The sequence below is a fragment of the Paenibacillus segetis genome (assembly GCF_014639155.1).
GTDB lineage: Bacteria > Bacillota > Bacilli > Paenibacillales > Paenibacillaceae > Fontibacillus > Fontibacillus segetis.
Genome location: NZ_BMFT01000005.1, coordinates 106,583 through 121,823 on the forward strand (window position 1 = coordinate 106,583; position 15,241 = coordinate 121,823).

General features: G+C 42.8%; 19 protein-coding genes. 15 read left to right on the forward strand and 4 right to left on the reverse strand.

The window, feature by feature from the left end; translation table 11 throughout:
• Positions 1-209: 209 nt before the first annotated feature.
• Positions 210-464, forward strand: a complete 255-nt coding sequence (locus IEW05_RS25665; RefSeq protein WP_194434160.1) for a hypothetical protein — start codon at positions 210-212, stop codon at positions 462-464.
• A gap of 57 nt (positions 465-521) precedes the next feature.
• Here the strand turns inward: IEW05_RS25665 and IEW05_RS22915 are convergent, their stop codons facing one another.
• On the reverse strand, positions 522-908 hold the full coding sequence (locus IEW05_RS22915) for a DUF2752 domain-containing protein (protein ID WP_229753690.1): 387 nt from the start codon (positions 906-908) through the stop codon (positions 522-524).
• A 56-nt stretch (positions 909-964) separates the two neighbouring features.
• Entirely contained in the window at positions 965-1,282 is a 318-nt protein-coding gene (locus IEW05_RS22920) for a DUF4234 domain-containing protein (protein ID WP_194434161.1), read from the reverse strand.
• A 208-nt stretch (positions 1,283-1,490) separates the two neighbouring features.
• Between IEW05_RS22920 and IEW05_RS22925 the strand changes: the two genes are divergently transcribed.
• From IEW05_RS22925 to IEW05_RS25975, 5 genes are all read left to right on the forward strand, one after another.
• Complete coding sequence (locus IEW05_RS22925; protein WP_188542193.1) at positions 1,491-2,576, forward strand: FAD:protein FMN transferase; 1,086 nt, start codon at positions 1,491-1,493, stop codon at positions 2,574-2,576.
• A 163-nt stretch (positions 2,577-2,739) separates the two neighbouring features.
• Positions 2,740-3,348, forward strand: a complete 609-nt coding sequence (locus IEW05_RS22930; protein ID WP_188542194.1) for a hypothetical protein — start codon at positions 2,740-2,742, stop codon at positions 3,346-3,348.
• Positions 3,326-3,772, forward strand: a complete 447-nt coding sequence (locus IEW05_RS22935) for a BclA C-terminal domain-containing protein (protein ID WP_229753711.1) — start codon at positions 3,326-3,328, stop codon at positions 3,770-3,772. Before IEW05_RS22930 ends, IEW05_RS22935 begins: the two co-directional genes overlap by 23 nt.
• 154 nt (positions 3,773-3,926) lie before the next feature.
• The gene (locus IEW05_RS22940; RefSeq protein WP_188542195.1) at positions 3,927-4,229 is read left to right on the forward strand and encodes a hypothetical protein; all 303 of its coding nucleotides are present in this window, start codon (positions 3,927-3,929) and stop codon (positions 4,227-4,229) included.
• Positions 4,230-4,249: 20 nt separating this feature from the next.
• Positions 4,250-4,378, forward strand: a complete 129-nt coding sequence (locus IEW05_RS25975; RefSeq protein WP_268238765.1) for a hypothetical protein — start codon at positions 4,250-4,252, stop codon at positions 4,376-4,378.
• 119 nt (positions 4,379-4,497) lie between these two features.
• On the opposite strand, the gene IEW05_RS22945 is transcribed toward IEW05_RS25975, so the two are convergent.
• The gene (locus IEW05_RS22945) at positions 4,498-4,656 is read right to left on the reverse strand and encodes an asparagine synthase (protein WP_188542196.1); all 159 of its coding nucleotides are present in this window, start codon (positions 4,654-4,656) and stop codon (positions 4,498-4,500) included.
• A gap of 187 nt (positions 4,657-4,843) precedes the next feature.
• On the opposite strand from IEW05_RS22945, the gene IEW05_RS22950 reads away from it, so the two are divergent.
• Both IEW05_RS22950 and IEW05_RS22955 read left to right on the forward strand, forming a co-directional pair.
• Positions 4,844-5,272: a MarR family winged helix-turn-helix transcriptional regulator gene (locus IEW05_RS22950; RefSeq protein ID WP_188542197.1), complete on the forward strand. Its 429-nt coding sequence runs from the start codon at positions 4,844-4,846 to the stop codon at positions 5,270-5,272.
• Positions 5,273-5,307: 35 nt separating this feature from the next.
• Entirely contained in the window at positions 5,308-6,504 is a 1,197-nt protein-coding gene (locus IEW05_RS22955; RefSeq protein ID WP_188542198.1) for an MFS transporter, read from the forward strand.
• A 448-nt stretch (positions 6,505-6,952) separates the two neighbouring features.
• Here the strand turns inward: IEW05_RS22955 and IEW05_RS22960 are convergent, their stop codons facing one another.
• Positions 6,953-8,044, reverse strand: a complete 1,092-nt coding sequence (locus tag IEW05_RS22960) for an FAD:protein FMN transferase (RefSeq protein ID WP_188542199.1) — start codon at positions 8,042-8,044, stop codon at positions 6,953-6,955.
• Positions 8,045-8,265: 221 nt separating this feature from the next.
• Between IEW05_RS22960 and IEW05_RS22965 the strand changes: the two genes are divergently transcribed.
• The 7 genes from IEW05_RS22965 to IEW05_RS22995 all read left to right on the forward strand — a co-directional run bounded on the left by IEW05_RS22965 (position 8,266) and on the right by IEW05_RS22995 (position 15,211).
• Positions 8,266-8,652 (forward strand): NusG domain II-containing protein, encoded by a 387-nt coding sequence (locus IEW05_RS22965; RefSeq protein ID WP_188542200.1) that lies wholly within the window; start codon positions 8,266-8,268, stop codon positions 8,650-8,652.
• Positions 8,636-9,190, forward strand: a complete 555-nt coding sequence (locus tag IEW05_RS22970) for a Gx transporter family protein (RefSeq protein ID WP_188542201.1) — start codon at positions 8,636-8,638, stop codon at positions 9,188-9,190. The genes IEW05_RS22965 and IEW05_RS22970 overlap by 17 nt, the downstream gene beginning before the upstream one ends.
• 49 nt (positions 9,191-9,239) lie before the next feature.
• Positions 9,240-10,079 carry an ATP-binding cassette domain-containing protein gene (locus IEW05_RS22975; protein WP_188542202.1) on the forward strand — a complete coding sequence of 280 codons (840 nt, stop codon included), beginning with the start codon at positions 9,240-9,242 and terminating at the stop codon, positions 10,077-10,079.
• Positions 10,055-10,939: an energy-coupling factor transporter ATPase gene (locus IEW05_RS22980; RefSeq protein WP_188542203.1), complete on the forward strand. Its 885-nt coding sequence runs from the start codon at positions 10,055-10,057 to the stop codon at positions 10,937-10,939. The genes IEW05_RS22975 and IEW05_RS22980 overlap by 25 nt, the downstream gene beginning before the upstream one ends.
• A 3-nt stretch (positions 10,940-10,942) precedes the next feature.
• Complete coding sequence (locus IEW05_RS22985) at positions 10,943-11,743, forward strand: energy-coupling factor transporter transmembrane component T family protein (RefSeq protein ID WP_188542204.1); 801 nt, start codon at positions 10,943-10,945, stop codon at positions 11,741-11,743.
• A 97-nt stretch (positions 11,744-11,840) separates the two neighbouring features.
• A complete protein-coding gene (locus tag IEW05_RS22990; protein WP_188542205.1) occupies positions 11,841-13,826 on the forward strand; it encodes a peptidase U32 family protein in 1,986 nt (661 codons plus the stop codon).
• A 95-nt stretch (positions 13,827-13,921) separates the two neighbouring features.
• Positions 13,922-15,211 (forward strand): aspartate aminotransferase family protein, encoded by a 1,290-nt coding sequence (locus IEW05_RS22995; protein WP_188542206.1) that lies wholly within the window; start codon positions 13,922-13,924, stop codon positions 15,209-15,211.
• Positions 15,212-15,241 lie beyond the last annotated feature (30 nt).

Sequence of the window (15,241 nt, forward strand, 5' to 3'; positions counted from 1 at the left end):
TTATACGAAGCCTCCTACGATAATAAGTAGGGGGTTTTTCTTTTATTACTTGTAATAGTAAAGTTCGATATAACTACCGCACTATTTACCACGGGTCCATTTACATATACAGTTTATCCCAATTAAAGATATAATGAGGTATATTACTTTAGGGGGAGATCGATATTTCTAGGAATGGTACAGGAGCACGTAATGGTACGATCATCATTTTGCTACTGGTTGTCATACTACTAGCGGTAACTAACCCGTCAATGGAGAATTATAGCGAACATGTAATAAACAAAGTTACAGATACTAATGATGTGGGACTATTCAAAGGGATCGCCAATTCGCTAGGAAAGTCCGTTATTGAGGCTGTAACAACACGTCATAATTACGTTATTTTTTCTGTATTTACTGTAAAAAACGGCGAATCTTCCAGTCATGTTCTTGGTTTTTTAAATAGTGTGTTTATAGAACTATAAAATAGTTTTGAAAAGCACGGAATCTCAAATTTGAGGATCCCGTGCTTTTTTATGGTATTACACCCACCCAATCCAGTGTTTCACAATAGATAGAAGGGTCGGGATTAATGCATGAGAATTATACACCATCGGTTCGATGTTATGCGGAAGTATAAAAATTAATCGCAAAATCCACACCACTAACAGCAAAATAGTGAACAGAATAATAATAGGTTGACTTAATTTCTTACACAATGCCAGTACACATATTAATATGGGCATGAGGAATAATGGATGATAGATCCATGCTGCTCTAATATCTCCTTGCAGTAGACTCATATAGGCTCTGGTCATCCCACAAGCAGGACTGGGAATGCCAAATACATTTGTGAAGAGGCAAATACTTTTTTGAAACAAGACATTCGCAGCCATACTTAAGAGACCAACTACGCCAAAGATGAGCATCGGGAGGAGTCGTTTCCTGTCCAATTGTTTCATAGCATTCAACATACAATAATCAATTAATACAAGAACTTATTGATTTTTGACTGGATAATCGCTACAGAAATAATGGAAGCAAAAGCATACAGAATGGTGAGCAATACAGAATCATCATTAGCATATGTATTTCCACGAGCTACATCCGCTTCGTACAAGCGAGAACTTGCTTTGTAGATCGCAAAGAATCCATACAAGCCGCAAGTCACAATCGTTAACAACAAATCTAGTCCTGCACTACCGTCAGGATCGCGACTAATAATTCTCGATTCATCAAATATTTTGTACATCCAATAAATACCGTAGATGCCACAAGTGATAAAAGTAAAAAGGATAGCCATAGCAATATTTCGTTGTTGGATCAACAATATCAACTCCTTCGATTTCACCAAATAAGATCATTTGTACACATGATACCGGATTGGAATAGAAAATTATAGTGTTTTATTATAGGTTGTCACTTAAGAACGTGAAATTTTACACATTTAGTGTAGCTTCTTTTCTGCTACAATCAATGGCGAAAATGATAGAGAGAAATGAGGCGCATTTATGAATAGAAACAAAGCGGCAATCCTACTGGTGGCTATATTGATGATTAGTACTCTCCTCGGGGGCTGCGGCAATTCCGGTAATGTAGCAGAACCAGATACAAGTGAGCAACAGACACAGAATAAGTCGGTTGATCCAATGAAGGGAACCTTTTTTATTTTTGATACGATTGTGAATGTATCTATTTATGATTCTCGGGCGACCAAGCAAAATTTAACAGAAATCGAAGATCTCCTCAAAGAAATTGATAACAAAATCAGCCGTACGAATAGTGACAGTGAAATTTTCAAGGTGAATGCAAATAGCGGGATAGGTCCCGTTCAGGTTTCGTCAGATACGTTTGACCTTGTCTCAATTGCGATAGATTACGCCAAAAAAACAAACGGTCTCCTTGATCCGTCGATCGGCAGACTCGTCACCCTGTGGAATATTGGTCACGAAGGCGCTCATGTTCTTTCCAAGGAAGAAGTCGCTCCGATGCAACAACTTTGCGACTACCGTAAGATTGAGATGAACAAGGATACTCATGAAATATATTTAGAGGAAAAGGGTATGGAAATCGACCTTGGTTCCTACGGAAAAGGTTATGCGGCAGATGCTGTTTATGATTATTTGGCGGATCAAGGGTTTAACAGCGCAATTATTGATTTGGGTGGAAATGTCTTTGCGATGGGCCAAAAGCCTAGCGGTGAAGAATGGAACATCGGTATCCAGGACCCCACTCAGGAACGTGGTATTCCGATTGGTACGATTCGCGTAAACGACAAAACGGTGGTGACCGCAGGTATTTACGAACGCTATTTCGAAGAAGATGGTAAACATTACTCGCATATTATCAATCCAAAAACGGGCTATCCAGTTGATAATAATATTAGTAGTGTAACGATCGTAACAGACCGTTCGACCGATGCGGATACTATGGATACAGGGCTGGTCCTTCTAGGGATCGAAGAGGGGTTGAAATTCGTAGAGAAAATTCCCAATGCGGAAGTTCTGTTTATTACTAAGGACAAGAAGCTGTATGCTTCACCTGGTTTCAAACAAATGCTGAACAAAACGAATGATAGCTATACCTTTGCCAATTAAGAGTGAGTGATTTGTTTAAACTTCTTTATTTCAACAAGCTCAACGGTTTCAGCCGCTGAGTTTGTTTTTTTATAGAATAATATTTATTTTCACATGACAAATGACCATGCCTTCAATAGACGAATTGAGTAGTATACAGCAAACTTACTTGGAGGTGTCTGCATTGAGCTCACATCATCTTCATCGGAAAATGGGCCGTTATAAGGGGAAGTCAATGAGTCACTGCTCCCTGAAGAGAAAAAAAAGCTCGAAGAGAACCTACACCTCTAGGAAAAAGAGTTGTTATCGAGAAATTGTCGTTAAAAAGCAAATCATACAGGTAAATGTTCCTCAAGGGGATTTAGGTCCTATTAGCTATGCTGCTGTTGTAGGTACGGTGGGGAGTGTAGGTACAGCAGGTAGTGTAGCTTCTTCGGGAAGCGTGGGCACAGCGGGTTCCGTAGGGAATGCAGAAGCTGTCGGTACAGCAAATAGTGTAGGTACATCAAATAGTGTAGGTACAGCGAGTGTGATAAATGGGCAAAGTGCAGCAGACCCATCGGGTAATAAGAGTTCAACAAGCTCTATGAGTAGTGCAGGGGCGGCAGCTACAGCGGGTAATGTGGGATCAATCGGTGCGATAGATGTTGTAGATGTGATAGATATTTACAATGCGGGTTGTGAACATGCTGCGGGATCTACAGGAGCAGTAGGCCCGACGGGATCAACTGGTCCGACGGGTGCAACAAGGCGTAACAGGTGCAATTGGGGTGACGGGTCCCACAGGCCCTGAGAGTCTAGTTTATGGGTTAACCCAGTTCGGATATATTTACAATTTAGAGGCTAGAATAGTTGGGATAGAAGTTGATGTTATTTTTGATACAAATGGCATTCTAACTTCTGGAATTACACATGTTCCTGGAACCACACGTATTGAAGTTACCAATCAGGGTAGTTATGAGGTTGTATTTTTAGTGTCGTGTGTGGAGCCCAGCCAGTTCGCATTATTTATAAATGATATTCTAGTTCCAGGCAGCGTATACGGTTCAGGTATAGGTACTCAGCTAATCAATGGGCAATCCATAATTGCTCTAACAGCCGGTGATTTTATTACTTTACGAAATCATAGCTCGGCTGCCCCAGTTACACTTCAAACTCAAGCAGGTGGCTCACAAAACAGTGTGAATACTTTTGTTGTAATCAAAAAAATAGCCTAGCTACTAGCGAAATATGAAGCAGGCTCGCCATATTTTCGGGTGATCCTGTTTATTTGTTGTGGTATTAACTTTTTATACTTGAATGTCGTGTACCGAATTTTTACTTGGAGCATAAGATGGCTATTATGACTCTAAGGATACGGGAGGGTAAATTATGGCTCCCCTTGACAAGAATAAGAGACAAAATAATAAAAGTTCAACCCCAAAATCCTCCCAAAAGAATAAAAGTCTAGAGGTAATTGTAGCTTCGTTATTGTTGACAGGTAAATTAAAGGTGGATTCGGTTGAACTCTTCCGGGAAGCATCCACTGTTATTAGTTTGGTGGGAAAATTCAATACTTTAAGCGACTTGGGAAATCCCAACATCGACAAAATGACAAAATTTCTCGATGATAATGGAGATATGACACTGGATGAGGTGTTCACGGCTTTTAAAAAGAAGACAGGAAGAAGATGACCCATTTCATTAAGAGGTGAATGAATATGCATGAATTCGATGGAGAAGGCTTCACTGAGGCAGTTATTATCGTCATATTAATAGCGTTGTTTATCTTTGGTTCAGAGGATATTGGGGATTTAACAACAGGGCCGACGCCAGCTACTTAGAAGCTTGAGTATGTCTCAGTTCACATGTATAGCAAGTACCATCACATACATGATCATTGGACTGGCTAATAAAATACCCGGGAAGAGTGTTCTTCCCGGAATTTCCTCCCAAACGGATACTACCGGTGTTCCACCAGGTCGATAGCGCCTAGCACGATATGTGCGAGGCCAAAACCAAGGACACCCGTCGCGGCAAGCTTATACTTGCTTCCAAGCAGTGATGCGGCAGAAGCGGATACCACAGCTCCAAGAACAGTAGGAATCAAACCCTCACGCATACAAAAACACCCCTTTGGACTGGTTTGGAAAGACAACGTTATTCTGACTAGGAATGAGTGTTATTATTCGTAAACAAAGAGGGTATTATTGACTTAATTAGTTGCTATACATATAATTGTCTTATATACTATAACAAATTCTTTATATTTTTGAATCGCAAAGAGCAAGAAGTGAGGTGGAATTTAAATGAGCATTAAGGATTCTTTGGGATATGTTATTACGAATACTGGCCGGAAGCTGACGCAGCAACTGACACTCAAATTTCAGCCTTTTGGTATTACGTCTGAGCAATGGGCCGTGCTTCACTGGTTAACTGAAGAGGATGGAATAACTCAGAGGGAACTGTCACGTCGAACAGAGAAGGACCCAACGAATGTTACCCGTATACTCGACCAGCTGGAGAAGAAGGGTTGGATTCTTAGGGGAGCTAATGGGGAAGATCGAAGATCTTTTCTCATTTTCGTAACCGAGAGTGGACGAGAACTTAGTCAGGAGCTTCTCCCAATTGAGGCCCAATTCACGCGTAATATGGTTCAATCACTAGCAGATGAAGACATTGCAATACTGCGCCGAGCGCTGAGCACGATTAATGATCATTTGAACAACCCGCGCTGATATGCGGTATTACATCATAGAGAGCTGAGATCATATTGGATAAAACAACACTGTGGAGTCGGAACTTTCTGTTTATTTGCTTTTCTAGTTTTTTCATTTTTATTAATTTTTATATTTATGCTGTTACTCTGCCAGTCTTTGTGTTGGACTCACTGAACGGGAGCCAGCAAGGGATTGGTTTGGTTACGACAATGTTCGTTATCTCGGCGGTTGTGTTCCGCCCGCTTACGGGTAAATGGCTAAATGAGTGGGACAACCGTAAGATCATCAATATTTCGCTTATATTATTTATGGTTTGTAGCTGCTTGTATTTGGTTACACCTAATTTAGGTTCGCTACTTTTTCTTCGTGTCATACACGGAGCGGTCTTCGGTGTAGCTGCAACTAGTACTTCAGCTGTTGCCATCAAATTCATCCCTGAGGGACGTAAAGGGGAGGGAATTGGCTATTTCACACTATTCATGAGTCTAGCGATGGTATTTGGACCATTTATCGGCCTGACCTTTACCTCTCATTTCGGGTACCCATTTTTATTTGTAAGCTGTCTAGTGTTCTCCGTGCTGTCCCTGGTCTTTGGGATGATGATACGTATACCTAAGATGGCCATTAAGAAAACTGAGGAACGTACAAAAGGCTGGAGATCCTATATTGAACCTAAGGCGATTCCTATTTCTTTATCGGGGTTTGTTCTGGCGTTCTCTTACGCTGCGATTTCGACATTCATATCGGTATATGCTAAAAGTCTAGGAATCGGGCCGATGGCTAGTTATTTTTTCATGGTCTTTGCTGCTTTGATCCTCATTTCGCGGCCATTTACTGGACGATTATTTGACCGGTATGGTGAACATGTTCTGGTATATCCCGGACTGTTATTATTCGTCATTGGAATGGTGCTACTTAGTCAAGCTAATAATACGTTTACATTTTTGGCTGCCGGGGGTGTTATCGGTCTAGGTTACGGTGCTCTGGTGCCCAGTCTTCAAGCTATCGCTATCAAATCGGCTCCTATTCAGCGAAGTGGTTTGGCGACAGGAACCTTTTATGTATTCTTCGATGCGGGTTATGGAGCTGGATCATATATTCTAGGGGTCATTGCCGTAGCCACAGGTTATAGTCGTATGTATTTAATCGGTGCGGTTATTGTAGCATTCACAGTGTTAATTTATTACACGATGCATCATCGGAGACAGAGAAGAGCAATCTCAAACCTAACTATAAGTAAAGGTATTTAACCATAACAAAACGCCCAGCGGGTTATCGCGGGGCGTTTTGTTATTGCTCCGAAATAATGGAGGAGCAAACAATATAGTTATGATAATCTGTCTTTTATGTACACGTAAAAGACATGCGGTATTCCTTCTTGTACAATAACCTGTTTCTTTCTAAAACGACAAAAGCCCTACCTCTCTTTCATCCTTGCGGCTCCGAAGACCGCGCCAGTGTGAATCAGAAAACAAATTCTTACTCTTGGGTCAATAGAATAGGAATGCTATACCGGAATCGGTATATAGAAGGGTTGTACGTTGAGGAATTAAAACCGTGGATAATCAATCAAATTATATTATATATCAAAATCGTTCTGGTTGTCAATAGTAAATATAAAAGAACGGGCTGGGATACTTTATATATCCTCAAGCCCGTCCGTTTAGTTGGTCGTATATCTAGATAGAGTATTTTTTCCTAGTTTGCAAAAGTGTAGTTATCGTTGGTCTTTTTCAACATTTCCTTGAATCCCGAAGTACCATAGAGCTTCTTATCCTTCGTAATAAACAATGCCTCAGCGTCAGGCGTATTCTCAATAAATTTAAGTCCTTCATCAATACCAAGCACGAATAATGTTGTGGACAAGGCATCGGCATCGGTGGAACGAGAGGTTACGATTGTAACGCTACTGATGTTGTTATCGACTGGATATCCGGTTCTCGGATCGAGGATATGCTGGTACATCTTGCCGTCCTCTATAAAGAAGCGCTCGTAGATCCCTGAAGTGACAATCGTTTTGTCTTCGACTTGAATCGTACCAATTCCATTTCCTCTTTCTTTATCAGGATCTTGGACACCAATTGTCCATTTCTTTCCACCAGGCTTGCTTCCCATAGCGAATACATTGCCACCGAGGTCGATGATGGCGCTATGGAATCCTTTATCCGCTAGGTAATCGTAAATGACATCGGCCGCATAACCTTTACCAATAGAACCAAGATCGATATCCATCCCTTTTTCTTGCAAATATATCTCGTGTTTATCATCATTCATCTCAATTTTGCGGTAGTCACAGCGTTGCAAGGCTTCTTCGATGTCTGCTACCGCAGGGACATGTGCACCTTCATGACCAATATTCCAGAGACCAACAAGCTTTCCGATGGCGGGGTCAAACATTCCGTTGGTTCGTTCAGCGTAACTTAGCGCTTTGGAGACCAAGTCGTAAGTGTCTGTTGAAACTTGAACTGGTGCAATTCCAGCATTGGCGATGACCTTGGAAATTTCACTTGTCTCTTGATTACGGCTGATCTTCATGTCGATATTTTTTAGAATATCCTCAATATCTTTTAAATTGTCCTTGGTTGCCCTGGTATCGTATATCTTCACATTCACGATCGTATCGAATATAAAGTAGGTTTGAGACATGGGTTCAAGTGTTTCGTACTGAGTCAGATTTCCAGCCGAGTTATTAGTAGACTCCGTCGTATTCTTGTTGCCAAAACAACCGCTTAAAAGGCTGGCACATAATGCTAGTACGGTGAGGGTAATCGCTATTTTTGATTTTTTCATATATAGAAGCCTCTTTTCTCCCTTTCATTTCGACATTGATTTTAGCAGATCGACGTAGGTTTCACAAACGAAAGATAAACCCATAATATGTATTATGAAGTGAGGATTTTGTGAAAAGAAGTAAAATGCGAGAAATAGCACATGTTCCGCATTGAAGGTTAACCTAGTTACATGTATAATGAATAAGATTTATATAATCAAAAAATAAGGGAGTTTGCCTCATGAAACGCGGAGATATCCTACTAATCGGGTTAATCGTTATCGTTGCACTGGCATTTCTAATTCCTAGGTGGTTTGAGCCAAGTGAAAAAAATCACAACGAACCCCGGGTTGCTAACATTACGGTTGATGGAAAGCTATTCAAAACAGTGGAACTAACAAAAGAAGAGCAGACAATCGATGTAAAAACAGAATTTGGGTATAATATTTTAAAGGTTCACGACTATGGGATTGAAATGATCGATGCTGATTGTCCAGATAAGGTGTGTTTAACATTTGGATTTGTAGAGCGAAATGGAGGGACTATCGTTTGCCTACCACATCGACTCATGGTTGAAATTGAAGGGGCGCCTGGGGAAGGGGATGGCATAGATGTCATCGTTAAATGAGCAGTCCAGCTTAGCATTAAAAAGAACGGTGATCGTTGCGATCTTCGCCGCAGTATCTGTAGTTCTAAGTCTTGTAGAGATGTATATTCCAGTTAATATGAGTGTGCCAGGTGCGAAACTTGGCCTTGCTAATATTATGGTCCTGACTTGTCTTTATTTTCTGCGGGCTAGGGATGCATTTATGATGGTTATACTTAAGACACTATTGACGGCGTTTATATTCGGTACCTTTTCTAGTTTCTTATTCAGTATTATGGGGGCGTTATTCAGCTTTGCCGCGATGTGGTTCCTATTAGCTGTGGGACGAAATAAACTCAGTGTGATCGGAATTAGTATTATCGGAGGAATTGCTCACAACTTTGGACAACTTACGGCTGCTGCACTCTACTTTCAAAGTATGAATATTTTCTACTATCTACCTATGCTTATGATTATGGGGGTTCTGACGGGTATCGCAGTAGGTATCGCAGTGAGATATTTGATACCTGCCCTCTCTAAACTGTCATTGTTTGATGGGTTTCTAGCGGAGTCATCCTGAATGGTTGCAAGTGACAGTGATGTAAGCTGTCAAGAAAGGGGAAGAGGTCATGGAAGGAACAGAACTAGCCTATGATCTGCAGCAGGTTTCCTTCGCCTACGAACCGGAGCATCCGGTCCTCAGCGATGTGACACTAAGCATAACTTCCGGGAGCTGGGTGTCCCTGGTTGGTGCTAACGGTAGCGGTAAATCGACGCTCGCCAAGCTTCTTGGCGGGCTTCTTGCTGTGAGTGCCGGAAAGATTATTGTAGAAGGCACTCCACTGCAGCGAGAGACAGCGTCGCAGATCATGCCTCGGATTGGGATGGTATTCCAGAATCCAGATAACCAATTCATCGGAGCCACGGTTGAGGAAGACATCGCTTTTGGGTTGGAAGGTCAGTGCTTGCCACGTACAGAAATGGTGGCTAGGGTGAACCGTTATGCACAGAAGCTAGGAATTGAGCACTTATTATCCAAGCATCCATCTGAGCTATCAGGAGGTCAGAAGCAGCGGGTAGCAGTAGCTGCGATTCTGGCGATGGAGCCTGCAATTATTATTTTTGATGAAGCATCTTCCATGTTGGATGAGCAAGCTCGAGGTGAGTTACTGAAGATTTTGCAAGAGATGAGAAGCAGTGGCAAGTATACGATGGTATCTATAACGCATGATGCTGAAGAAATTATGGCGTCGGACCGAGCGATAGTACTTCGTGATGGAACCATTGCAGCTGATCTAGACCCAAACTCTTTATTTAGGGACGAGGAATTATTGAATTCCTGTCGCTTAATTGCTCCTTACCACATTCGGTTGATAGAGGAACTTGAGAGAAGAGGAATTAGGGTTCCAAATTTACCTTGTGACGGGGAGGTGGATGGGGCAATATGGCCATTACTTTCGAGCAAGTAAGTTATGCTTATGATGATAAGAGTCTCTGGCGACATGGTGCAATTGAGAATATAGATTTGCATGTGAGTGATGGTGAGTTTGTGGGGATTGTCGGTGCTTCAGGTTCGGGAAAATCAACATTATTGCAGCACCTTAACGGCATTCTGAAGCCAACAGAAGGTAAAGTTCAAGTCTTTGACATTGTGATGGCAGCAGGAGAAAAAGCACCTAAACTAACGGAGCTACGGCGACGGGTTGGATTAGTATTTCAATTCCCTGAGCATCAGTTATTTGAAGATACGGTAGAGAAGGACCTCTGCTTCGGACCCCTTAATTTTGGAAGTTCTCTAGAGGAAGCGAAGGAACAAGCACGTAAGGCACTTGCTATGGTTGGTTTGGACGATTCATTTCTCTCGCGGAACCCATTTCACTTGAGTGGTGGTCAAATGCGTAAGGTTGCCATTGCTTCTATACTAGCTATGGATCCCGATGTGATTGCGCTTGATGAACCAACAGCAACATTAGATCCACAAAGCCGGGCTGAGCTGGCGGAGGTATTGTACCGACTCAAAAAAGATCAAGGAAAGACCGTGATTGTCGTTACACACCGGATGGAAGAAATGTTGCCTTATGTAGATCAATGGGTTGTCATGCAGGAGGGAAATAAGATCTTTCAGGGATCAGCTGCACAGATCGTTCGAGAAGCGAAAAATCTTGAAGATCGTGGACTTACCCTCCCATCATGCATTTCATTATGGAATCAGATTGCTGCGCGATTGGGTCTGGAAGCAGAAGAGCCCTGTTTGACCATTGAGGCCCTGGCGTCAAGGCTAGAGGGTTTGCTTCGTGTGCGGGATGCAGCAGAGGGAGGTGACGGTTAACGAATGCGAAACAAATTGTTATTTGGGAGAAGCATTGATACAGGTTCTTGGGTTCACAAGGTAGACCCAAGGGCGAAGTTAACCGGCATGTTTCTTTATCTAGTTGCTCTCGTTATCGTCAATTCATGGCTCGCGTTAGGTCTCGCTGTGGTCTTCTCTTTAGCCTATATGCTATCAACACGTATCCCACTTAAATATTATGCGAAGGCGGCAAAGCCGCTTTGGATGCTTATGGTATTTATCTTTATCGTTCAATGTCTCTCGATAAAGGAAGGTACTATTTTGCTTACTTTAGGTTCATGGCGTCTATATTCCGGTGGACTGAACAGTGGGTTAATCGCTGCACTTCGAATGGCTTTATTGGTCTCTTTTACGGCGATTCTCACATTTACCACAACACCTGGACTGCTTAATCAGGGATTGTCAGGTGTATTGAAGCCATTTCGTAAAATAGGGATTTCTTCCGAGCGCTTAACGCTTATGATGGGGATTGCGCTTAGATTCATTCCAACGATTCTCGATGAGACGCACAAAATTCTAAAAGCACAAGCGGCTCGTGGGGCTGATCTGAAAGAATTGCCTTGGAAGGAAAAAGGCCGATTATTAGTTTCTCTGCTTGTCCCGGTAACAGTAGGAGCGTTCCGCCGTGCGGAGGAATTGGTTCTCTCGATGGAGTCACGAGGATATATCGTCGGAGCACCGCGCTCGGAATATCATCTATTGAACTGGACTAAGCGGGATAGCTTGTTTGTCCTTTCTTATGTACTGCTAGCCAGTATAATAGCCTTTTACAGATTCATGTAATGTGTAGTTCTAACCAAGTCATCTATTGATCACAAAGTCAAAGTAATCCTGTTTCTAATGCACAGACACATACTACGGATACAGAGGGGGAAACGCTGTGGCTCGTTATTTTAATGGAAAAGAAGTTGAATTACTTGCACCGGTAGGAACATTTGATATTTTCAAAGAAGTGATTGTGGCAAATTGTGATGCTGTATATCTCGGGGGCCCGAGTTTAAATATGCGTCTTATGCGAAAGGGTTATAACTTTACTTTTGAGGAAATTGTTGAAGCAGTTCAAATTGCACATGATTTAGGCAAAAAGGTGTATGTCACGGTTAACAATCTACTCAGTGAAGGCGAGTTAGACGAGGCGCGGGAATATTTGAAATTTCTCGAAACAGCCGGTCCGGATGGCCTAATTGTTCAGGATTACGCAATATTAGCTTTGATTAAGGAAATGAATTTGTCCCTTGATGTCCATTCTTCTGTCATGATGAATGTGCATAACGTGGAAATGGTTAAGGCGCTTAAAGAGATGGGGGTTAAGCGGGTTGTTACGTCACGAGAGATGGATCTGATGACGACGAGACACCTATTGGCGGAGACTGGTATGGAACTAGAGTATTTTGTGCATGGTGATATGTGCTCTGTGCATGGTGCTAACTGCTATTTCAGTTCATCCGTATTCGGGATGAGTAGTAATCGAGGAAAATGTCTGAAGCCTTGTCGCTGGGATTATCGGATCAAGAAAGATGGTTATATCTACCCTTCAGAGTATCCACTCGCTGTCAAAGACATGTTTATGTATGAGCATATTCCAGAACTAATTCACGGAGGAATTACCTCTTTCAAAATAGAAGGTCGGATGCGTGATGCTGCTTTTGTTCTTATGCTTGTGAATGCTTATGGAGACGCTATAGACCGTTATATTGACGATCCAATCGGCTTTGAGCGAAATCGAGATACAAGCCTGCTATATGAGAATCGTAAACGCGATTTTTCCACAGGGTATGCATTTGGTCGCCCAGGTCTTTCGTACATTAACAAACGTTATGAAGGAACAGGAAAGTTCTACAGTACAGGCAAGGTATTCAGTACACCAACGCAAGAGCGCGAACTTAGTGCGAAGCGTTTAGAGAAAATCTCCGAGAAGTTAACTAGCATTCGGCAATCGAAGACTTCAGGTGTAACGGAATTGTCAGTGCATGTGAACAATATGGCACAAGCCAAGGTTGCCCTAGAGGAAGGCGCGAATCACATTTACTTGTCCGGAGATGTATTTGAGCCAGATCGTCCTTTTTCGAAAGCCGATTTGCTAGAACTAGGCACAATAAAAGGGAAAAGCAAGATATACTTGGGTCTTCCAAGAATGATGACTGAGCTACAATTTGAAATGTATGACGCCTTGTTATCCGGTGAACGTTTACCTATCGACGGTATTTTGGTTACGAATCTTGGGGCTATTCATAAGTTTGCATCTAGTGGTTATCCTCTAGTAGGGGACTTCAACTTAAATATATCTAACCCATTGGCGGCAGAACTCTATAACTCTCTTGGAGTTGAACGCCTTACCATGTCTATGGAGCTCCCACTAAATGACTTTGCCTTATTGCTGGAGAACGCTAAGGTGCCGATGGAAGCTATTGTTCATGGATCTCCTGTTGTTATGTATATGGAGCATGATTTATATGAGAATACGGAAGCTTTTGAAGCTATTGGTGAAGAAGACAATCACTATGTCGATAACAGTGTGCTAGTGCTGATGACGGATAAAGGCGAAAACCCAGTGTACCGTGATGTTCATGGTCGTTGTCATTTAACGCTTGCTAAGGAATTAAATCTCCTCTCGCTGGTCCAAGAACTGAGTGACGCTGGTTTGGCCGTATGTCGTATTGAAGGCGCAACGTATAGACCTGAGCAGCTTAGAGACATTGTACGTGCTTATAGAACCACATTGGATCAATTGGGGGTAGGGAAGCAGTTTGTCGAACTAAGCCCTGTATATGCTGGTTATACACTCGGAGCACTTCAATTTGATGGTAATCATGGTAACGAAGAAGTTGAACGCTCAAATGAAGAGGCGGAGGCTGTCCGGAGCTAGTTGTAATTCTATTGGTACCTGCCAAATCGTGAGTTCTTGAACCATGGTAGGTGAAGTTTTTCACACAACTATGAACAGGAAAGGGAGCGAAAAGTATGCATAATTACATTGGACCTGAGAATGTTCTCCAGAAGCGTCAGCAATATTTCTATCCTTGTACTAGTCATTTCTACCGGAATCCACCGCAATTGGTGAAGGGGGAAATGCAATATTTATACGGTCATGACGGCAAATGCTATTGTGATTTTTTCGCAGGAGTATCTGTTGTGGCAAGCGGGCATTGTAATCCGGAAATTGCAGAGCAAACGGCTGAACAGTTGAAGACGCTGCAGCATACTTGCACGATCTATCTGACCCAGCCTAACGTTGATTTAGCTGAAAGACTAGCTGGAGTTCTACCAGGTGATCTCAAACGGACGTTCTTCGTGAACAGTGGCTCAGAGGCGAATGAAGGGGCCTTAACACTGGCACGCTTGCATACAGGCCGACGTGGCTTCATTGCATTGGAGCAGGGTTTACATGGACGCACATACTTGACGATGAGCGTTACGGGGATACAAATGTGGCGAACCGATCCACAGCTTGAACATGAGAAGGATGTTACATTTATCCCACGGCCTTATGAACGGGATGTAGATGCGGATGTCACCGCTCGTCGTTCTCTGGATGCCTTGAAGGCAGTACTGGAACAAAAGGGCGGGGAGATCGCCGCTATGATCGCTGAGCCGATTCAGGGGAACGCAGGAATTATCGTTCCGCCAGCATGGTACTTCCCTGAAGTGAAGGCGCTCTTGAAGCAGTATGGCGTTCTGCTCATTGCAGATGAGATACAAACTGGGTTCGGTCGAACGGGCTCTATGTTTGCGATGACTCGCCTAGGGGCGGAACCTGATATCCTTACTATGGCCAAAGCTTTAGGCAGCGGTATTCCAATCGCAGGTTTTGCGACTACGGATGAAATTGCGGCAAGCTACAATCGTCCGTCCGCTTCAACATTTGGAGGCAATCCTGTCTCCTCTGCTACCGCTCTGGCGGTGTTAGATTACATCGAAGCTCATAATCTACCCGATCGGGCGGAGCAGCTCGGAGCGCAATTACAGGAGGGCCTTCAAGCTATCGCTAATCGTTATCCAGAAATAATCAGCGAAGTGCGCGGAGCGGGACTTATGGTTGGTGCTGAATTATGCTGGGGAGATACTCAGAGGGGAGCAGGACTAGTTGACGATGTGCTGGAAGAGATGAAGGATCGTGGATACATCATCGGTAAAAATGGTGTTGATCGTAACGTGCTGGCCTTCCAGCCTCCTCTGGTGATCACAGAGGAAAACATTCAAGGTATGCTTACCGCACTAGAGGACACACTGTCGGTATTGGTGAAAGCTTAATTAATAGGTAGTTCAAAAAGCCATCTATTG